Origin of the sequence: Marinobacter sp. S6332, assembly GCF_023016045.1 — a bacterium.
Taxonomy (GTDB): Bacteria; Pseudomonadota; Gammaproteobacteria; order Pseudomonadales; family Oleiphilaceae; genus Marinobacter.
On the sequence record NZ_JALKAP010000002.1, the window covers coordinates 393,587 to 412,964 of the forward strand.

Below are 19,378 nucleotides of genomic sequence, written 5' to 3' on the forward strand. Positions count from 1 at the left end.
GTGGTATGAACGACCTGTCCATGGCTAACACAGCTACCCAAAAGGCGTTTGACGTACAAGCCATCCGCCGGGACTTCCCTATCCTGTCGCAACAGGTCAATGGAAAGCCGCTGGTGTATCTTGATAACGGTGCGTCGGCGCAGAAGCCGCTTGCTGTTCTAGATGCCATGGACCGCTACTACCGGGAAATGCACTCCAATGTACACCGGGGTGCACACACCCTAGGTGACCGTGCAACAGCCGCCTTTGAGGGCGCGCGCGAGACCGTTCGCGCCTTCTTGAATGCAGGCAGCACACGGGAAATTATCTGGACAAAAGGCACCACTGAGGCCATCAATCTTGTAGCCAATGGTTTGGCCCCGAAGCTCAAAGCGGGCGACGAAATTCTGGTGAGCCACATGGAACACCACGCCAACATTGTACCTTGGCAGATGGTCGCCGAGCGCACCGGCGCAAAGGTGGTGCCAATTCAAGTCTCGCCAGAAGGCGAACTGGATATGGATGCGTTCAACAGCCTGCTGAACGATCGCACGCGCATTCTGGCCGTCACCCACGTTTCCAACGTTTTGGGCACGATCAATCCGGTAAAGGAACTGGTGAGCCAAGCCAAAGCTCGCAGTGTAATTACCCTGCTTGATGGCGCTCAGGCAGTCCCCCACTTCCAGCCGGATGTGCAGGCACTGGATTGTGACTTTTATGTGTTTTCATCTCATAAGCTGTTCGGCCCAACCGGCATTGGTGTGCTTTATGGCAAAGCCTCACTGCTGGAAGACATGCCTCCCTATCAGGGCGGCGGCGAGATGATTGAGCGGGTATCGTTTGAACGCACCACATGGAACGTTCTGCCCTACAAGTTTGAAGCAGGTACACCGGCAATCGCCGAAGCTGTGGGTTTAGGGGCTGCTATTGAGTATCTTAACGGCCTCGATCGGCCAGCAATGGAAGACGCGGAGAATGCTTTGATGGCACGCGCCAACCAGCTGGTTGAAACCGTTCCCGGCATGAGCATTATCGGCACCGCAAAGCAAAAAGTTCCCGTAATGTCCTTTAAAATCAACGGTTTGCACCCAAGTGATATAGGAACCTTACTGGATCAGCAAGGCATCGCAATTCGCACTGGCCACCACTGCGCCATGCCACTGATGGATTTCTACGGAGTTCCCGGTACAGCCCGGGCCTCCTTTGCGTTCTACAATACTCTGGACGAGGTGGAACAACTGTTTGCCGCCTTACAGAAAGTCCAGCGCCTGTTTGCCTGATGGAGGAGACACCATGACAGCTGAAGTCTTCACGCCGACCGTAGGCGTCACAATGACGCCAAGTGCCGTCAAGCACGTGCGCAAGCAACTCGACAAAGCCTCGAGCGCCAAGGGTATCCGATTAGCAATCAAAAAAAGCGGATGTTCCGGCTTCAAATACGAAACCCAGTGGGTGGACGAAGCTGCCGCTGACGACAAGATATTCCACATTGATGGCATTGATGTGTTTGTGAAAGAGGAGCATCTTGCCATGGTGAATGGCATCGAGATCGACTTCGTTACCGAAGGCGTAAACTCCATGTTCCAGTTCCGCAATCCCAATGCCACCGCCGAGTGTGGGTGTGGTGAGAGCTTTACTGTAAGCTGACCCCCCCTCTCCTGCGCCATAAGAGGTCTAACCAGGCATGCAAGAAAGAGAAGTCGTCCTGACCAAACGCGAGGTGGAAGCCCGCCTTGTTCCTGTTGGAACAGAAATCATGATTCCGGCAGACACCTTTGTGACCATCACCCAGTCACTGGGCGGTACCTTTACCGTTGCGGTCAACGGCAATCTTGCCCGCATTGAAGGTCACAACGCTGATGCTTTGGGTAAAAAGCCCTTGGAAAGCAGCTTTGATACCCCGGACGATGGCACGGTTAACGAGAACCAAGTATGGGAAGCCATCCGCAACTGCTACGACCCGGAAATTCCGGTAAATGTGGTGGATCTCGGCCTTATTTACGAGTGCCGGATTGAAAACGGTACGCCAGAAGGCAATCACATTTACATTTTGATGACCCTCACCGCGGCCGGTTGTGGCATGGGGCCGGTCATCACCGACGATGTAAAAACCAAAGTAGAGCACGTTCCCAACGTAGACAAGGTAACCGTAGATCTAACCTTTGACCCGCCCTGGAACAACGACATGCTCACCGATGAAGCCAAGCTAGAACTGGGAATGCTGTAAATGCCAGCTACGGAAAAAGATTTTCTCGACAACCCGCTAGGAAAAAACCCAACTCTTGAAGACGTTCTCGACGGCTTTGAGTTTCTCGATGACTGGGAAGAACGTTACGCGTTTATCATTGACCTAGGTAAACAGCTACCTGCCTTTCCGGACGACGCGCGGATTGAAGAGAACTACGTGCACGGCTGCCAAAGCCAGGTTTGGTTGATTGCTCACTACCACCAAGCCGACGGCAAGCTCTACTTGCTGATTGATTCAGACGCAATGATAGTACGGGGCCTCGCTGCCATGATTCTGGTCGCGCTGAACGGCAAAACCCCAAGGGACTTGCTGGCCACCGATATAGATGAGATTTTCGAACAGTTGGACTTGTTCCGCCACATCTCTCCAACCCGTGGCAACGGCTTGCGCTCCATGATTGGAAAGATTCGTGATATTGCGGCGGCTGCAGCGGCAGAGTGACTCTGCTCACACAGCCTAAACCACATTAGTAGATAACGGCGTAGTCGCCTCTTTGGATATTAATCTGGGAGCCAAGTTTGGGCATCCAGGCTCTTGCTGAATCCAGAGACAGACTGTGGATGTGCAACTCAACATCCGTATCCCAAAGCTGCGCTGGTTCATCTGGGCGAGCCAGAGAACTCTCAGCTCGCACCAGACGCATTTTGGCACCTGGCAACAATCCTGATGGCGTGCCAACATCAAGCAGCAAATCCTTGCCAGCAACCTCAGTAATAGGCACTAGCATAGGTTGGCAGTCCAACTGCGCAAGAACGTCGGATGCCATATCAGCCAGCACTTTTTCCACAGCCTGTCCGTAGGCAGTATTAAAGAAACGATCAGATCCAAAGGCAACTTGCTTATTACGGGGCACATCCCATTCGCCAGAACCGGAATATCGCTTCTCCATAATCACTCTTCCGGTGTAACCATCGTGTACAAACATATCCAACTCAAAGTTTCGACGAGTGTCAGAACCAAACACAGCTCGCTTCATCTTGGAGCCATAATCAGTACTCCAAGCTTCGGGATCGCTGATGCTGACATCGCGAATAATGCCAGACATCACAAACTGGGCACCCATCTCCCGACTAACAGCTGAATACTTACCCAGCCGGTTACTCGAACCGAAGATCATTGTAGGCGCCATCGAACTACTAGCAAACATCTGCCACTGCGGCGCTGAGTATGCTTGCACCCTTTGCGACTGCTCCAAGCGCTGATATAAAGACGAAGAAACAGCCTTCCCCACGTTATTCAAACCACCAAATACCGACTGCTCTGGGTGCTCAAGCGGGAAACCAGCTACAGCCAACTTCTTTCGGTACTTAGGAGCATCCGCACCTGAACATAGCGGATTTGGCTCAAAGGCTTCAATATCCTGCTCTTCGCGTATTACCTTCGCATAATCATCCAGTACATCCTGAGTGCGGCCAACTTCTTTGGTTACCACTAAGTGTACCGGTTCAGGCTCAATCTTCTTGGTTTCAAGCTCGCCCACTTTCTCAGGCTTGTCATTGCCGGTGGGTCCAGCTGAGGTGGCCACTGCACCACCAGCCTCATTTTCATCATCTCGCATGTCTGGAGCTTGGTTATCCGGTAGTTTTTCAACATCAGCTGCCCTCGCATTGGGAGCATCTGTCTCTTCACCAGCAAGCAGCTCACTTTCTGTTGAAGGCCCACTTTCTTTAGAGAGTGCCAACGCGGAAACACTACTTCCATCAGGATCGCTCAAAGCTAGCTGCGTTCCCTCGAAAGCCTCTGAACTAGCAGGCACAAAGCCTCTACGCTGAACACCAGCCGCCGCTTCATCCTGTGAGTAATCTGTACTCTTACCTATAAAAAAACCGATAATTGTGCCACCAAGCGGCGCGAGGGGAGTTGCAAACGAAGCACCTGCAAGAATCCCGCCCACCAAAGCTCCGACGCTGCTACGGTTTCCCAGAAAGCTCTCAGTCTGCTCTGTTATAACCGGTGCTTCCGCATAGGCATAGGCTGGCAATGCAAGCGTAGCAATGCACACACTTGAAACGAGAGCCAAGCTCCAGCGCATAGGAATAAGCGCACACCTGCTGTTTAACATGCGTTTTTCTCCACTTACAAGAACTCCTAAACATTCCGGAGCTGTACTGTTAAACTAAAAAACAAGAAAATTTCATGCCAGCTTTGATCATTTCCTATTAAAGCCTGCCCTGCCCCTCTGTTGAATCATCAGCTCAGCTTTAACGGCGCCGGTAAACGGCAACCTCCTGCCGGTTTATGGCTTGGCGATTTTCCGAACCAAACAATCAGTATCTTTCACTTTAATTTGGTCACAGAGGCCCCGAGCTTCAGCTTCAGTCTGACCTGGAGCCGTCAGTAATCGAAATAATCTGCCAGTTTGTTCGAGTCGAGGTTCATACACTTCTGGCATAACATCGTTTTCCAACAGCTGAGCCCAATACTCCAGAGCGTTTTTGCGATTGCTGAACGCTCCTAGCTGTATATGCCAGTTGCCAGTCTTTGCGAGCACTACTGGTTGCTCAAGCGAGGGCAAATCCACTTTGGGCTTCTGATCTGGCACACTGGGCCTCGGAGCAAATATGGGCTCTGGCTTGTCGTGAACCTGAGCATCAAGCTCACGTTTTTCAATTATCTGCCGGCCTTTGCCTGCACTCAGAACAAAGTCAAGATTTCTTATCACCCCTCCCTGAGAACTCACTCCAACCTTCGCAGGGCGCTCATCAATTCTTGGCCGCCAAGAATCACCCAAATCTAAGTGATAAACACCCGGAGGCACTTCAGCAAACAGATAAAAACCATCAAATGCAGTACGCTGAGACGAAACTACCTCACCAGCTTTATTCAGTAGTTGCACCAACACTCTCCCTGATGGTGTCCGAATGGCGCTCTGGCCCTCATCTATAGAATAAACGTGTCCTTCAAGCTCCGAAGTACGTATTACCGGGAAGTTAACTTGGCTCCAACTGCCCGGCCTAGGCTCTACCGACACTCCTTCACTTTCAGACCACATATCGATACCCGGCAAAGACTCTGGATCAATAGCGATATCAGTCACCCTATCTTGACGCAGACGCATGAGGTAACTCTGACCATCCTCCTGTGTTGAAGCTGATTGCCAGTTCTGAACGGCATCAACACGAACATTATTCAAGCCCGGCTCGCCCTCGTCCCGAATGCCATTGCCATTCTCATCCATGTATGCGAGCGCATAGGCTGCGCCATAATTCGCTTGGGATAAGCGGTCTATGTGGGGCCAGGTGCGATCTGGTCTCGGAACCAAACTAGTCGATAGGCTCACCAGCCCCACCCAACGTTCGTTACTGTCATAGATCACCTGCGGGCTAATCTGCACGTAATCCAATAGCCAGTTAAAGCCTGCGCGGTAATTCGTATAATCTGTGCGTGCACTGTGATTGATATCAAAATTCATAGTCATTTTTGAATCCACTCTCACACTGGCCGAACCACTCAAACTGTTGAGCTCTGTGTCAGGCGAAATGCCGTACCCAATACCTGCCCGGAATCGCCAAGGCTTTACGGTGGCAGACATATTCAACACACCACCTGAACGCTCATTCACAACCCCAAATTGGCTATTACGAGTGTAAAAGAAGGATTTTGATAGCCTTGTGCCGCCTTTGCTTGTAACAGTAGTACCCACGCTGGTGTCTGTTGCTCTGGAGGTCTCACGCTCTGTATGCCGCCCATCAAAATTCAGTGGCAGCCAACCTAAGCGAGTCGACAGTCCCAAATCCCCCGACCACAAAGGGCGGTTAGTCGGAATCAGCACCTCGTCTAATCCCCCTTTGAGATAATGCGTGTAACGCACAGTGGTAGTGGTTGTGTCCCCAAGACTGGCTCGAATCAACCCGGTAGCTTCATCCAAAGTCATGGCTCGGTTCTGATACCCCGCGCTCGTTTGCACCCGGGCGTAATTAACACTGACACCGGCTCTGAAATCTTGCTCACGTTGACCATCAGCAACAAAGCTATCGACACCAACCGAAGCCACCGCATTGGATGCAAGGCCAATATTGAAATCTGCAAGGAAACGCGCGGTGTTTACCTCGCCTTTTGCAGCAGGCGTTTTTACGTCAAAAACAGTTCTACCATCCTGAAGAGCTGCCAGTTCGTAACTTACTTCCCCCAGTTCAAGATCACTTCGCCCGGCAAAATAGACTCTTTCCTCCCTGCGTTCTTCCCCAAAAGGCCCGTACAGAACAAGCTCAAAACGGTTTTCGCCAAACTCTAACGGGACGTCAAGGAACTCATACTGGGCCTTGCTATCGACCACCTGAAAATCGACCAGAATGCCATTTCGGTATAGCTCTACCTCCCAGTCCGGTGGCACATTGCCTCGCAAATCTATTTGTTCATCTGCGAACAATCCGGTACGCCCTTCCTCGGCACCACCACCTCGAATCAGCACTCCACGCGCACCCGCGTCTACGTCACCCACTTCTATATAATCCAGTTTCAAAGGCGCATTGAGGTTGGAGCGCTCCAGTTTGAACCGCCCATCACTAACCTCGTCATTCTTACTCCCGCTGAACGCTAACGTAGAGGTCATCCAAGCAAAATCTCCACGGGATAAAACGGAATAATTTCCACCATAACTGGTGCTGGAGTCATCTTCATCATCCAGAACGCTGTTCAGGTTTAAGCGGATATCAGTGGCATGAGCACCCAAGACACGATAAGGAGTTTCCTGAAACGGAAGAACGGCTTCACGTTGAGTCAAAGCCCCGACTTTGGGGCGTGATCGTGATCGTGAAAGCCGATTTTGAAGAGGGATAAGTTCTGTGGTTTCAACCAGCAGTTCAAGTTGCCGAATATTGGGAACGAGTAGAACCGGGAACCAGGATTCAAGCGCTTCGATGGTTACAAATATATCATTCTGAAAAGCCTGCGCTTGGCCATCAACAATAAAGTCGCGCTCGCCGGAGATCACCTCATCTTGGCTCAAGTCCAGTGAAAACGAACGCTCCTCCCGAATAAACCAGCCACCTGCAAGGCCTGCGTCTGCATCCGTGTTAATTGGAAACTGCAAGACATCCGCTAGCTCAGAAAGGGAGAGCCAAACCCGATCTTCACCCTGAAAACCAAGGATTGCAGTGCCAAGGGATGCACCATCTAGCTTTACGTCCAGAAGGAGTTCGTTCTCCACGCTCAGAGGGGCTGCGTCGACCCGGCATACTGCTAGCGCAAGAAAAATAGCAATCGACCACCCAGCAACCCCTAGGCAGAACTGGCAACCTAACTTTCGGTATCGGAGCATGAACTAATCTCATCAACAGCATTGTGTCAGAAAAACGACGCCTCGTTGATGATTAGCAATAAACAGGCCACCTACAGCTCTAGCGCGGCAACCAAAGCTCACTTGCTCTGAAAGACTCGCTCATCCCATAAGCGCCCTTTGTACTCTCCAGAGCCCTCGTAAGCCACGCGAATCCACGCCCCTGCCGGGACGGCACTGTCTCGCAATGAAACCTTAACAATCTTTCGTGATGTTTCATGAAACACAGACACTTCCTTAGAACTGCCAATTCGTTCAACCGGGCTGTTTGCATTCCTTTGCATTTCAACGATCAGGTCCCCGCTACTGCTTGCCTCCCCTGTGCGCTCAAGCGTAATCGCCAGAGCCATGTTGGTCTGATTTGTGGCAGGCACAACCGCGACGTCGGCAATTTTGACCTCCGGAGCGGATACCTTATACCGGGCGATAACAGGTATGGAGAATGACATTTGCATGAACAGCCTGAAGCTGACCCCCTCGCGATCCGGATCATCCATCTCGAATACACCGGCGGGTTCTGATTCCTCTCCAATCACCTGCAACTTCAAGTGAGACCGATATTCACCAGGCTTCAAGTCGGCAGGCGGGCGGAAGTTCAGGCGTACCGTCTGGTTTTCCCCCGGCCCTACTGTAATCTGCCGCGGGGAGAAACGAATCATGCCAGATGCGCTGGGCCAGTTCTGATCGGGCTCCACCATAACGTAGTTACCGGCCTCGTTAACTCGTTTATCCTCCCACATCAGGCGGTATGTCCGCGCTCCCTGACTGGTATTTCGGAGCACCAACGTAGCCGATCGGTTGTCTGCGTCCATGAGCGCCCTGGTAGGGCTGATTAACATATCCGCAGATGCCAATAACGGAACCTGTGCAAACAACACAAGAGTACACACTAGAAATAAAAATCTGGTTGCAGAAGTCATCGTAAAACTGCCTTGTTTCAATAAGAGACTGTCAAACTGTAAGTCGCCTCATAGGCGCCAGCCGGGTATACCTGTTTTTGTGTTTTCTGGGTACTCAGGGTTCCACCGACTGCAATTTCCAACTGCCCAGAGCGATCGGTATGGCCAGCGGAATCTGGTGATGTTTCAAGGGCCGTCAGTGTAAAGTAGGGGGCGGTTGGATTACCGGGGAGCTTCAACTTGATCTCGCTGGCATCAACAGCAATTGATAACAAACGATTGGGTGCCGCGCCTGTAACCAATAGTCTTGCAGGTGCAGGCACACCCAAAGAAACTAATTTTGCATCGCCATTATTGATTATAGTGATACGTCCGTCGGGAAGTAGCCGCAAACTGGCTTGATGGTCTGGATCCGTCTTCGCGAACAAGGTGCCAAACTGAAGTGGTGTAATCTGATCCAAGCCAAAGCTGCTTCTTACTTCCCCACCCATGGTTACGAGCTTACTGACCGTAACAAAATCGCCAGCGCTCGGCTCCCAGAAGTGCAAGCGTATTTGTACCGTGCCTTCATAGAGAGCGTCTTCGTATGCTACCCCTGAACCCGTCGTTGAAAAACGCCCACCCAGCTGGAATTCTGCCCCGCCCTGATCATTCGTTCGGACGTCACTCACTTCAAACCCACTAGCGAGAATCGGCTCGGCAACACCAAAGCCCCCGGCGGTCAACGAGGCATCATCAGCATCAACCTCTATCGCCGAGCGAGCAGGGAATCCGGACAAACGCAAAAGCCCTGACCGACCCTTTTCAAGAACGGCAAACTGACCAACCACAACCTGCTCTCGACCGGTGGCCGACAGATCAAGGGTTGATGCCCCCGCATTGCCAATAACTGCGACTACGCCAAAGTTCAGAGCAGCCAGAACATCAACTTGTGGCTGTGCACAAACCGGTTGGGCAAACACGAAAAAAAGGCATCCACAAATGAATGCCTTTCTGATGCCTGCATTAGTGCTCACGGCGAGCTGTATTCATAATGACTATTGCCGTTAATAAGACGCTGTTACGTCAAATGTACCACTGTAGGTTGCTGCTTGATAAGACGTGCGCGGAGTACCAGCACCATCAGTATATATCGAAGCACCAATGCCAAACTCCACCTCAGTCGCGCCAAAGTCCTTTGTTACCGTCCAAGCGCCACTACCGGCATCTGTTTCGGTACCGCCGACAACATCCCCAACAGTAAAATCTACAAGGTAAAAAGCTGCCTCGGATGGATCTGAATTAACTGTCAATGCAATTCCTTCACCAGGGACGAATGCAGAGCCCGTAGCCAACGCAGCTGAAGTTTTATCAGGCAACTGCAGGGTGAACCCTTGGCCCACTGAAACCGAACCTCTGGCTGCTGCGGAGCCACCTAGAGATAGTAGTTTGGGTGCATCTGAAATAGCCGATGCACCATCAACCACAAGGGCTGTCGCACTTGTAACGTTGCCATCCGGCGCTAAAACAAGCCCGGCAACCGCCTGATCATTAGCAGACGCAGCAAACATCGTCCCAAAATCCAGATCCTGCACTTTAGTTATGGCTAGAGTGTTTTCAACCAATGCAGTTGCATTGAACGTCTCAGCCGAAGCAACACCTGCACCCAGAGCCAAACCGCCAATAGCAACACACAAACCAATCTTACGAACCATTCCAGCATTTTTAATCATCTTGTATTCCTTTTTCTCTGATTTTGGCTGGCGGCCGCTTTAAGTTTAGCTTGTGCCAGCAGGTTATTCGGCCTAACTAAGAACAGCAGCGCAGAAAGAAAAATTTAAGCTTTCAAACGTTAGCTATAGTGCCTAACGGCCTGCTTTGTTAAAACTTTATAATAAACTTCATAAATTTCATGTAGCTTTATGCAACACAATGTAATCGCCAGCAAGACACTTAAAGCCAGCCCGCTATTGAATAAGAGCTTTATCAGCACCAACCCACCACAGCCCCCCCTAACGACGATGTGTAAACCAACGGCAAAACGTCTATTACACCACTAAAACAAACTGTTACTCGCTAGCCAGATAATGTGCGAACACAGGTATTGATCCACCCTTTCCAATAATTAATAATTCAGTAATACACTCATTTTAAGGGAATCTCATGCCCTATCTTAAAGCTTCCAATTCTAAGCTGTGCCTCGTTCTGGGCATGTCTATGGTTTCCTCCTCAGCCCTCGCCAGCCCGCAAGCGTTCATGTCTTCCCGCTCCTTTGCCATGGGCGGCACAGGCGTAGCCATTGCTCATCCATCTGCCGCCTCTGCCAATCCAGCGATGATGGCTGCTGACCAGCATGATTGGGCAGATGATTTTGGCTTCACGCTGCCGTCTATTAATGCAAGGGTTGCAGATGAAGAGGAAGTTGTGGATCAGATTGATGATATTCAGGATTCTATTGATGGGTTTGACCGGCTTGTCTCGGATATAAAAAACACACCCACCCAAGGGAATGTGGGCGAGTTGGGCCAGTCAGCTGGTGATATTCGGGACCGCTTGATTGATTTCAACAAAGACACAATACGCGCCAACATCGGGCTGGGCCTATCTTTCGCTGTGCCAAGCAAAACGCTGTCTGTCGGTGTTTTCACAAACGCCAACTTAACAGCAACGGTACGGGGCGAGCTTTCAAACAATGACCGGAATTTTCTCAATACCCTTGTTGATGCTGCCAATACACAAACTCCAGATGCAGTTAAAAGCCTTGTAGAGAACGCAGCCACAGATCAAGACGGTAATATTTCGTTTGATTCGCGGGGGCGTGTTTTGGCCTCCGCTGTTGGCGAGTTTGGCGTGTCGTTTGCGCGCCAATTAGAGTTAAGCAATGGCCAACCGTTGCAGTTAGGCCTTACGCCAAAGTATGTTGAACTGAGAACCTTCCAGTACACGGAATCCGTTTCAGGCTTTGAAGACGACGAGTTTGACGGTGACCAGTACCAAACAGAGAAAAGTGGTTTTAACGTTGACCTAGGGGCTGCCTATGCCTTTGGAGACGAGCAGCAGTGGAACGCTGGCATTGCTATTAAAAACCTAATTCCAATGGAACTGAAGTCGGCCGCAAGTCGCCCTGATCTCAACGAAGAGATAAGAACTCTCGAGCTCAACCCTATGGCAACTATTGGTATTGCCCATAGGAGCGACTTCCACGTAGTAACGGCGGAAGTAGATCTCACAAAAAAAGAAGCCTTCGGATTCGAAGATGATACTCAGTGGCTTGCTTTGGGTGCTGAATTTGACGTTTTCCGCTTCGCCCAACTTCGTGGCGGTGTTCGCTATAATCTGGCCAGCAATGATGACAACCAAGGCATTTCGGAAGAGGCCCAGCTCACAGCCGGTATTGGCCTCAATCTTTTCGGTGCACGCCTTGATCTTGGTGCCTTGTTCAGCGACGCCGATACGGGTGCTGCACTGGAATTTGGCGCTGCATTCTAACTCGCCTTATCAGACACTAGTGCGTCAAAAAACACACCATCGTGAAAACGGGGTTTGCCTGCTCAACCTAGGAAACGGATAATTCCCGGATATTTTCAAATATGGGACCCCATCCTTCATGCAAATCTATCTGGTTGGCGGCGCTGTTCGCGATGAGCTGCTGGGCCTGAAAGTCAAAGATCGGGACTGGGTAGTCGTTGGCGCAACCCCGGAGCAAATGCTTGCCCGGGGCTTTACTCAGGTGGGATCGGACTTCCCGGTGTTTTTACACCCGAAAACCAGAGAGGAATACGCCCTCGCCCGCACCGAGCGCAAGCAAGGACACGGCTATCACGGGTTTTCTGTGTATAGCGCGCCAGATGTAACTCTGGAAGAAGATCTACTGCGCCGAGATCTCACTATCAATGCCATGGCGCGTTCGGAAGGCGGCGAACTCACGGACCCATTTAATGGCAAGAAAGATCTGGAGGCGCGACAACTCCGGCACGTATCTGAAGCCTTTAAAGAAGACCCTCTTCGTATCCTGAGAACCGCACGTTTCGCAGCTCGTTTCCAGCCCCTAGGCTTTAGCGTATGCCCCAAAACTATGACCTTGATGAGCGATATGGTTGCCGCTGGCGAAGTGGAGCACCTTGTACCAGAGCGTGTGTGGCAAGAGATTCAACGGGCTCTGCACGAACAATCCCCAACTACGTTTTTCCAAGTGTTACGAGATTGTGGGGCACTTGATGTACTGGTGCCGGAACTCTCACCAGAGCCCTGCTTTCGCGCCGCCCTTGCCAGCCTGCAGCGAGTCCACATACAAAAGGCCACAACGGCAGAGCGTTTTGCGGCACTGTTCAGCGCATTGGATGAGCCGTGTGGCACCAAAAGGGCCAAGGCACTTAAAGCACCGAACGACTGCCAGAATCTCGCTCGGCTAGCTATGGCGTTTAAGCCAATCATCCAACAACTCGACCCGACGCAGCCAGATGCCAAAACCTTGCTCGAGTTACTGGAAAAAGCCGATTTGTGGCGGCGGCCCGAACGTTTTGCGCAACTGATTAACGTGCTGGGGTGCGCACTTAAAGATACAGACCTGCAACGGCTAAAACCTCTTGAAAAAGCGGCGGATACGGCATCAGGCATTGATCCTCAGGTGCTTATAAAACAAGGGTTTGCAGGCAGAGAACTCGGTGAAGCAATCCGAGCCGAGCGACTGGCGCGTATAAAGCAGGCACTCTGCCGCTCATATTCCTGAGGAACTACTATGCCTGAGAATACACCCGTCGCTCTGGTTACTGGCTCGGCCCACCGCCTTGGGGCGCACACTGTACAGCTATTGCACGAGCGTGGCTGGAATGTGGTTGTGCATTTTCGCAGCCGCGAGGAACAGGCTCACGATTTAATAAAAGCCATGAACCATCAGCGCCCGAACTCCGCAGTTGCGCTGCAAGCCAACCTAAGCAAGATGGACGATATTAATTACTTGGGTACTAAGGCGGTGGAACATTGGGGGCGACTGGATGCTCTGGTTAACAACGCATCCGTGTTTTATCCAAATCCGACACCGGAAGCGACCGAAGATGATTGGGATAGCATCATGCACACCAATCTCAAGGCGCCTTTTTTTCTACTACAGACCTGTTTGCCAGCCTTGCGAGAAAGCTCCGGCAGTGTTGTGAACCTTATTGATATTTATAGCGAAAAACCGCTACCAGAGCATCCGTTATACTGTGCAAGCAAGGCTGGCCTCGCCGCTCTAACCCGCTCCTGGGCGAACGATCTAGCCCCAGCGGTACGGGTGAATGGCGTGTCTCCAGGGGCAATTCTTTGGCCTGAAGGCAATTCAGCGGTAGACGCAAGTTATCAGCGCAAAATTCTCGCGAAAACACCTCTGAACCGCACAGGCACAGCTGACGACATCGCCCGCACTGTTGTGTTTCTACTAACAGAGGCCCCATTTATCACCGGCCAAATCATTTCCGTAGACGGCGGGCGCAGCCTGAATATGTAGACCGCGCTTTTGCCGGTTCGGGCTTTCCGGCTACAATGCGCGCAGTTTTTTTATTCTGAGCATTCTGCAAGGGCTGCTGCCCTGAAACAGAACATTCATTAATAACCGGAGTAACCCCATGCGTGATGTCGTAATTGTTGCCGCACGGCGTACAGCCATTGGTGCATTTGGTGGAGGCCTTTCCAGCCTTCGCGCGGACCAGCTAGGTAGCGCCGTTATCAAAGCGCTGTTAGAAGACACCGGCGTTACCGGCGACCAGATCAATGAGGTGTTGCTGGGCCAAGTGCTAACTGCAGGCAGTGGCCAGAACCCCGCGCGCCAGTCGGCTATCAATGCCGGCATACCAGCTTCGGTACCTGCAATGACCATCAACAAAGTATGTGGTTCCGGCCTAAAAGCCGTTCATATGGCGGTTCAGGCTATCCGCTGCGGCGACGCAGACATGATCATTGCAGGTGGACAGGAGAGCATGAGCCTTGCTCCTCACGTTTTACCTAACAGCCGCAACGGCCAGCGCATGGGTAACTGGAACATGGTCGACACCATGGTTAAGGATGGCCTCTGGGATGCCTTCAACGACTACCACATGGGCATCACGGCCGAGAATATTGTTGAGAAATACGGCATCAGCCGCGAAGAACAGGACGAGTTCGCGGCGGCATCACAACAAAAGGCTATCGCCGCACGCGAGGCTGGTCACTTCGAAAATGAAATCGCTCCGGTTTCCATTCCCCAGCGCAAAGGCGACCCAATTGTTGTCAGCAAAGACGAAGGGCCCCGCGACGGCGTAACCGGCGAGAGCCTCGGCAGACTGCGCCCAGCTTTCAAGAAAGACGGTACGGTCACCGCAGGAAACGCTTCAACGCTCAATGATGGCGCGGCAGCGGTTATGGTATGCAGTGCCGAGAAAGCCAAAGAGTTAGGGCTGACCCCACTGGCGACAATCAAGGCCCACGCCAATGCTGGCGTTGATCCAACCATCATGGGTACCGGCCCGATTCCCGCCAGCCAGCGCTGCTTGAAACTGGCAGGATGGAGTGTCGACGACCTAGACCTGATTGAAGCCAACGAGGCGTTTGCGGCACAAGCGATCTCTGTAAACCGTGACATGGGCTGGGATACCAATAAGGTCAACGTGAACGGCGGTGCTATTGCTTTGGGCCACCCCATTGGCGCTTCCGGTTGCCGTATTTTGGTTTCCCTGCTGCACGAAATGGTGCGTCGCGATGCCCATAAAGGTCTTGCGACTCTATGCATTGGTGGCGGCATGGGCGTTGCCTTGGCTGTTGAGCGCTAAGGCCCAATGCTTAATGTAGTGCTGTACGAGCCGGAGATACCGCCCAACACGGGCAATATCATCCGGCTGTGTGCAAATACTGGCTGCAGACTGCATTTGATTGAGCCTCTGGGTTTTAATCTGGAGGACAAGCAAATGCGGCGGGCCGGTCTGGATTACAGTGAATATGCCACGGTAAAAGTACACAAAAACTATCAGGCCTTTCTCGACAGCGAGCAACCTGAACGGTTATTCGGCTTAACCACCAAGGGCCATCGTTATTACCATCAGGTTGCCTATCAGGATGGTGATTACTTAATGTTTGGACCGGAAACCCGTGGCCTGCCTGTCGACGTACGCGAAGGCTTACCCTCAGAGCACTGTTTGAAGGTCCCTATGTGCCCGCAAAGCCGCAGCTTAAATCTCTCCAACACCGCAGCCTTAGTGGTTTACGAAGCTTGGAGACAGCTTGGATTTACCGGTGCCGTACTAGAAGGAGAGGGCGAGGCGTAAGCTGGCACCTGCCCATCATCTCGGGGAACCACCAACGGATACCCCTCCTCCAGCTTGATGATTCTTGCAGACAACCCGTAAACCGCAGCCAATACGGTTTCGTTTAGAACCTCAAACGGCTGACCTGAGGTATAGCATTGCCCGTGATGGAGCAGCAGCAAACGGTCTGCAAACCTGGCTGCCAAGTTCAAATCGTGAGCAACCGCGAGTACGGCAAAGCCCCGTTGCTTTGCCAATCGTCTAAGCAACGAAAACACCTGCTGCTGATGCGCTGGGTCGAGCGCTGATGTGCATTCGTCCAGTAACAGCAATACTGGGCCCTGCGCATCCCAAACTTGCGCCAGCACCCTCGCTAGCTGAACCCTTTGCTGTTCACCACCCGATAACCCGGGTGCAAGGCGGTATCGCAGGTGGGCGACGTCCAACATATCCATGAGTTCTAAAACCACAGGCATGCTTTGCGATAGCGGCTCGGCCGGTCGCCCAAGGCGCACTATTTCTTCTACTGTTAGAGGGAAATTGACCTCAACCCGTTGGGGCATAACCGCTCTGCGCTTCGCTATTTCCCGCTTCGGCCAGTTTTGCAGAGTACACCCCGCAAAACTAACCTGCCCATTGGCAATTTTATGCTCACCGGCCAGCCCTTTGAGGAGGGTAGATTTACCCGCGCCGTTAGGACCCAGCACCACCAGCAGCTCACCCGCATTCAACTGGAAACCAAGATCACGAACGATTGGCTTCCCAGCCAGATGAATACCCAAACCGTCGACATGCAAAAGCATCAGGTTATCCTTGTTCGTAACAGCAACAACAGAAAAAACGGCCCGCCGATCAGCGCCATCATCAGCCCAATAGGCAGTTCCGCCGGGGCTACCACAACCCGCGCTAAACAATCAGCTCCAACTAGCAATGTGCCTCCTGCAAGCGCACTGGCAGGTATTACGACCCGGTGCCCTGCACCCAAGGTATGGCGTACTAGGTGGGGAACAACCAGTCCCACAAAGCCAATCAAACCACTAACTGCTACAGCCGCACCAACGCCAAGCCCGGCGATCAGGATGGCCGCACGCTTGGTCCAATCGGTGTTGTACCCTAGATGACCAACCACCTGCTCTCCCAACAAAAACGCATCCAACGGCCTCGCTAAAAAAGGGGCGGCACACAGTGACAACAAAAGCCAAGGTGCGGCCATAGCCACATCATCCCATGCGGCATGGCCCAAGCTGCCCATGGTCCAGAAAGTCAGTGAGCGAAGTTCTTCATCTGATGAATAGAAGGTTAAAAGCCCTGTGCCCGCACCAGCAATGGCGTTAATAGCTATGCCCGCAAGCAGCAAGGTGGCTACCGATGTGTGCCCTGCTCTGCTCGCAATACGCCAGGCTAAAAAAACGGTTCCACTACCGCCTATAAAAGCCGCAATAGGCAACGCCCATGCACCCGCAAGGTCCAACCAACCGCCCAACCAGGTACCGCCAAGCACAATCACCGCAATAGCCGCCAAAGATGCGCCCGCCGAAACGCCGATAAGCCCCGGGTCCGCCAGCGGATTGCGGAACAAACCTTGCAAAATAGCCCCGCAAACCGCCAGTACTGCGCCTACCAAAAACCCTAAAATCAAGCGCGGTAAGCGCACATCGAAGAGCACCATTCTGGCGACCTCATCGTTCAGGTCCCCGATTAGCACACCAAGAATGTCCCCAGCGGTTAATGGGTAGGCCCCATTGGTGATGGAGACCACCGAGACCATCAAAGCAGCCCCCACAATCAGCAACAGCGCAGGCCCTTTTGCAAGCCGGCCAGCACCGTCAATGATCATTTCTGGCCACCTGCCCCACTTGCGCCAGCATACTCGCGACCTCTTCCATAGCCTGAGGGAGCCTTGGACCGAACCCCAGCAGTAACATGCTATCGCCTACGTAGTGCCTGCCCTGTCTCCAAGCATTCAGCGCCGCCAACTGGGGCCATTGGGTTATGTCGAATTGCCCGGGACGGGATTCCGCGACAACAATCGCATCTGGCTGAGACGCGAGCAGCGCTTCGCGGTTCGCGGGTTTGTATCCGGTGACCTCCGCCATGGCATTACTTGCGCCAAGGGCTTTAAGCAGCGCATTGGCAGCCGTGCCCTTCCCGGCAATCATAACGCCATGGTTACCGGCAGCCATGAGAAACAACACGCGCACGGATTTACCTTCAGAAGCTAGGGGTATGCGCTCAACCCGTGTGCGGATGTCATCGATTATGGCGTTTGCCTGCGCTTGCTTGCCGAGAATCCGGCCAACTTCACGGATACGGGCCATAGTGTCTGCCGGCGACCGAGCCACCGGTAACTTTATAACGTCCACACCCGCCTGAGACAGTCGTTCAAGAGTTTTATCCGGGGCTGCTTCTACCGTAGTAAGCAACACATCCGGGCGCAGTGAAAGCACGCCCTCGAAAGGAAGAGCGCGCAAGTAGCCCACCTTGGGCAACGACTGCACTTGCGCAGGGTAGTTGCTGGTTGTATCAACGCCCACTAGGCTACCTTGAGCCTCCAAGGCGTAAACCGTTTCGGTGATACTGCCATCGGCGCTAACAATGCGCGGCTGTGCAGCCTCGGTCAGGGTCGCAAATGACAAAAAAACTGCGCTCAGTGCCATTAAAACCATCAAGCGCATAAGCTGCTCTCCAACACCTCAACCTCACGCTGCCAATCGGCAGACTCAGGGTTGCCCGGCTTACGGTTGCCAAACAGCGTAATCACAATCTCGCCTTCTGCGTTGTAGCCCTCTAGCGACGTGATGGTGCCATCGGTCGATGGCCTGCGAACCACAAACCAGTCTTTGATGCCGTCGGTATTCGCGTGTAGGTTGAAGCCTTTATCCAACACATTCATCCAAGGTCCGGTGCGCATCAGTTTGTTTACCTTTCCGGCAAAAATCTGAACAATGCCCGGGTTACCCACAAACACCATAATCGGGCATTGACTAGCCTTGGCCTGCGCCAAAATCGCATCAAGAGGCGACAGAGCATCCGGCGTGCTTGGTTTTAGGCGAGTAACCCACTCTGAGCCAATCAACTCTACTGCGGTTAGGCGGTCTACTTTGTTGCGCTTTAGCATCGCGTGAAAATGGTGCACATCCTTCAACTTGGCCCAGTCGTCGCGTAAAGCATCAACATCAATAGTTTTGGCATCAACGCGAGACTCTTTCGCAGGTACGGACCCCACCTGTGGCGCAGTCAACGAGTTATCGAGATAGTTACCTAGCAGTGCATCCCAGGCAGCAGAATCAGTTGCCTCTGTTTTATATATCTTGTGCAACGCCAAGCCGTAAGCACTGAAGAATTGTAGGCTTTCCCGGCTAACCTGACCGGTGTTTTCAGTAACTAGGTAGCCATGGGCCCAATGGTTGAGGAATACACGAACATCTATATCTCCAACGGCTAATCCCATAGCACCCTTACCAGCTACTTTGAACTGGTTGAAGGTAGCTGTTACTTCATGCACAACCTGATCGTTTCGGGTCAGGATCATCACGTCGCCCACATCATCCATGTCGCACAACAGGGCACCAAACTCATGCCTTAAGGGGCGGACACCCTGACTGCGAGTGAGCAAAAGTTCCAGCTCGCTCACGCCGAGCTGTTGTGCTGCATTGCGAATGCGCAGCTTGGGTTGTTCTTGCAGAAGAGCTCTCCAGCGCTGCGCCAGACTGGTTTCCGGCTTGGTTGCTAAAGCTTCCAT

Annotated in this window: 18 protein-coding genes; 9 read left to right on the forward strand and 9 right to left on the reverse strand. The window is 52.5% G+C overall.

Features of this window, described 5'->3' with window-relative positions; translation table 11 throughout:
- The first annotated feature begins 5 nt into the window (after positions 1-5).
- Genes MWU62_RS04515 through MWU62_RS04530 form a run of 4 tightly spaced genes read left to right on the forward strand, consistent with a single transcriptional unit; the run spans position 6 to position 2,668 of the window.
- On the forward strand, positions 6-1,259 hold the full coding sequence (locus tag MWU62_RS04515) for a cysteine desulfurase (RefSeq protein ID WP_247113729.1): 1,254 nt from the start codon (positions 6-8) through the stop codon (positions 1,257-1,259).
- Between the two features lie 13 nt (positions 1,260-1,272).
- The gene (locus MWU62_RS04520) at positions 1,273-1,626 is read left to right on the forward strand and encodes an iron-sulfur cluster assembly accessory protein (RefSeq protein WP_247113730.1); all 354 of its coding nucleotides are present in this window, start codon (positions 1,273-1,275) and stop codon (positions 1,624-1,626) included.
- Positions 1,627-1,663: 37 nt separating this feature from the next.
- Positions 1,664-2,206, forward strand: a complete 543-nt coding sequence (gene sufT / locus MWU62_RS04525) for a putative Fe-S cluster assembly protein SufT (protein WP_247113731.1) — start codon at positions 1,664-1,666, stop codon at positions 2,204-2,206.
- Positions 2,207-2,668: a SufE family protein gene (locus MWU62_RS04530; protein ID WP_247113732.1), complete on the forward strand. Its 462-nt coding sequence runs from the start codon at positions 2,207-2,209 to the stop codon at positions 2,666-2,668.
- Positions 2,669-2,693: 25 nt separating this feature from the next.
- On the opposite strand, the gene MWU62_RS04535 is transcribed toward MWU62_RS04530, so the two are convergent.
- From MWU62_RS04535 to MWU62_RS04555, 5 genes are all read right to left on the reverse strand, one after another.
- Entirely contained in the window at positions 2,694-4,289 is a 1,596-nt protein-coding gene (locus MWU62_RS04535; protein ID WP_247113733.1) for a flagella assembly protein FlgT middle domain-containing protein, read from the reverse strand.
- Between the two features lie 174 nt (positions 4,290-4,463).
- Positions 4,464-7,487 carry an SPOR domain-containing protein gene (locus tag MWU62_RS04540; protein WP_247113734.1) on the reverse strand — a complete coding sequence of 1,008 codons (3,024 nt, stop codon included), beginning with the start codon at positions 7,485-7,487 and terminating at the stop codon, positions 4,464-4,466.
- 98 nt (positions 7,488-7,585) lie between these two features.
- Positions 7,586-8,317 carry a hypothetical protein gene (locus MWU62_RS04545; protein ID WP_247113735.1) on the reverse strand — a complete coding sequence of 244 codons (732 nt, stop codon included), beginning with the start codon at positions 8,315-8,317 and terminating at the stop codon, positions 7,586-7,588.
- Between the two features lie 125 nt (positions 8,318-8,442).
- On the reverse strand, positions 8,443-9,366 hold the full coding sequence (locus tag MWU62_RS18990; RefSeq protein ID WP_247113736.1) for a DUF4402 domain-containing protein: 924 nt from the start codon (positions 9,364-9,366) through the stop codon (positions 8,443-8,445).
- A gap of 84 nt (positions 9,367-9,450) precedes the next feature.
- Positions 9,451-10,116, reverse strand: a complete 666-nt coding sequence (locus MWU62_RS04555; RefSeq protein WP_247113737.1) for a hypothetical protein — start codon at positions 10,114-10,116, stop codon at positions 9,451-9,453.
- A 430-nt stretch (positions 10,117-10,546) separates the two neighbouring features.
- Here MWU62_RS04555 and traF point away from each other — a divergent pair, with 430 nt between their 5' ends.
- The 5 genes from traF to trmL all read left to right on the forward strand — a co-directional run bounded on the left by traF (position 10,547) and on the right by trmL (position 15,657).
- Positions 10,547-11,872, forward strand: coding sequence for a conjugal transfer protein TraF (traF, locus tag MWU62_RS04560; RefSeq protein ID WP_247113738.1), 1,326 nt, complete (start codon positions 10,547-10,549; stop codon positions 11,870-11,872).
- A 118-nt stretch (positions 11,873-11,990) separates the two neighbouring features.
- Positions 11,991-13,112, forward strand: a complete 1,122-nt coding sequence (locus tag MWU62_RS04565) for a multifunctional CCA tRNA nucleotidyl transferase/2'3'-cyclic phosphodiesterase/2'nucleotidase/phosphatase (protein WP_247113739.1) — start codon at positions 11,991-11,993, stop codon at positions 13,110-13,112.
- 9 nt (positions 13,113-13,121) lie between these two features.
- Positions 13,122-13,868 carry a pteridine reductase gene (locus tag MWU62_RS04570; RefSeq protein ID WP_247113740.1) on the forward strand — a complete coding sequence of 249 codons (747 nt, stop codon included), beginning with the start codon at positions 13,122-13,124 and terminating at the stop codon, positions 13,866-13,868.
- A gap of 118 nt (positions 13,869-13,986) precedes the next feature.
- Entirely contained in the window at positions 13,987-15,165 is a 1,179-nt protein-coding gene (locus tag MWU62_RS04575) for an acetyl-CoA C-acetyltransferase (protein WP_247113741.1), read from the forward strand.
- Positions 15,166-15,171: 6 nt separating this feature from the next.
- Positions 15,172-15,657, forward strand: a complete 486-nt coding sequence (gene trmL, locus MWU62_RS04580; RefSeq protein ID WP_247113742.1) for a tRNA (uridine(34)/cytosine(34)/5-carboxymethylaminomethyluridine(34)-2'-O)-methyltransferase TrmL — start codon at positions 15,172-15,174, stop codon at positions 15,655-15,657.
- Here trmL and MWU62_RS04585 read toward each other — a convergent pair.
- The 4 genes from MWU62_RS04585 to MWU62_RS04600 are packed head-to-tail and all read right to left on the reverse strand — an operon-like array spanning position 15,594 to position 19,378.
- Positions 15,594-16,439 carry a heme ABC transporter ATP-binding protein gene (locus tag MWU62_RS04585; protein ID WP_247113743.1) on the reverse strand — a complete coding sequence of 282 codons (846 nt, stop codon included), beginning with the start codon at positions 16,437-16,439 and terminating at the stop codon, positions 15,594-15,596. The two genes, trmL and MWU62_RS04585, sit on opposite strands and share 64 nt — an antisense overlap.
- Positions 16,439-17,473, reverse strand: coding sequence for an iron ABC transporter permease (locus MWU62_RS04590; RefSeq protein WP_247113744.1), 1,035 nt, complete (start codon positions 17,471-17,473; stop codon positions 16,439-16,441). Before MWU62_RS04590 ends, MWU62_RS04585 begins: the two co-directional genes overlap by 1 nt.
- Positions 17,463-18,311 carry an ABC transporter substrate-binding protein gene (locus tag MWU62_RS04595; protein ID WP_247113745.1) on the reverse strand — a complete coding sequence of 283 codons (849 nt, stop codon included), beginning with the start codon at positions 18,309-18,311 and terminating at the stop codon, positions 17,463-17,465. Before MWU62_RS04595 ends, MWU62_RS04590 begins: the two co-directional genes overlap by 11 nt.
- Complete coding sequence (locus MWU62_RS04600; RefSeq protein ID WP_247113746.1) at positions 18,302-19,378, reverse strand: ChuX/HutX family heme-like substrate-binding protein; 1,077 nt, start codon at positions 19,376-19,378, stop codon at positions 18,302-18,304. The genes MWU62_RS04595 and MWU62_RS04600 overlap by 10 nt, the downstream gene beginning before the upstream one ends.

Coding starts and splice junctions, on each gene's coding strand:
- MWU62_RS04530 (WP_247113732.1), top strand. CDS start 2,207: ATGCCAGCTACGGAAAAAGATTTTCTCGACAACCCGCTAGGAAAAAAC.
- traF (WP_247113738.1), top strand. CDS start 10,547: ATGCCCTATCTTAAAGCTTCCAATTCTAAGCTGTGCCTCGTTCTGGGC.
- trmL (WP_247113742.1), top strand. CDS start 15,172: ATGCTTAATGTAGTGCTGTACGAGCCGGAGATACCGCCCAACACGGGC.
- MWU62_RS04595 (WP_247113745.1), bottom strand. CDS start 18,311: ATGCGCTTGATGGTTTTAATGGCACTGAGCGCAGTTTTTTTGTCATTT.
- MWU62_RS04585 (WP_247113743.1), bottom strand. CDS start 16,439: ATGCTTTTGCATGTCGACGGTTTGGGTATTCATCTGGCTGGGAAGCCA.
- MWU62_RS04520 (WP_247113730.1), top strand. CDS start 1,273: ATGACAGCTGAAGTCTTCACGCCGACCGTAGGCGTCACAATGACGCCA.
- MWU62_RS04570 (WP_247113740.1), top strand. CDS start 13,122: ATGCCTGAGAATACACCCGTCGCTCTGGTTACTGGCTCGGCCCACCGC.
- MWU62_RS04540 (WP_247113734.1), bottom strand. CDS start 7,487: ATGCTCCGATACCGAAAGTTAGGTTGCCAGTTCTGCCTAGGGGTTGCT.
- MWU62_RS04545 (WP_247113735.1), bottom strand. CDS start 8,317: ATGGACGCAGACAACCGATCGGCTACGTTGGTGCTCCGAAATACCAGT.
- MWU62_RS04600 (WP_247113746.1), bottom strand. CDS start 19,378: ATGGAAGCTTTAGCAACCAAGCCGGAAACCAGTCTGGCGCAGCGCTGG.
- MWU62_RS04535 (WP_247113733.1), bottom strand. CDS start 4,289: ATGTTAAACAGCAGGTGTGCGCTTATTCCTATGCGCTGGAGCTTGGCT.
- MWU62_RS04565 (WP_247113739.1), top strand. CDS start 11,991: ATGCAAATCTATCTGGTTGGCGGCGCTGTTCGCGATGAGCTGCTGGGC.
- MWU62_RS04555 (WP_247113737.1), bottom strand. CDS start 10,116: ATGATTAAAAATGCTGGAATGGTTCGTAAGATTGGTTTGTGTGTTGCT.
- MWU62_RS04590 (WP_247113744.1), bottom strand. CDS start 17,473: ATGATCATTGACGGTGCTGGCCGGCTTGCAAAAGGGCCTGCGCTGTTG.
- sufT (WP_247113731.1), top strand. CDS start 1,664: ATGCAAGAAAGAGAAGTCGTCCTGACCAAACGCGAGGTGGAAGCCCGC.
- MWU62_RS04575 (WP_247113741.1), top strand. CDS start 13,987: ATGCGTGATGTCGTAATTGTTGCCGCACGGCGTACAGCCATTGGTGCA.
- MWU62_RS04515 (WP_247113729.1), top strand. CDS start 6: ATGAACGACCTGTCCATGGCTAACACAGCTACCCAAAAGGCGTTTGAC.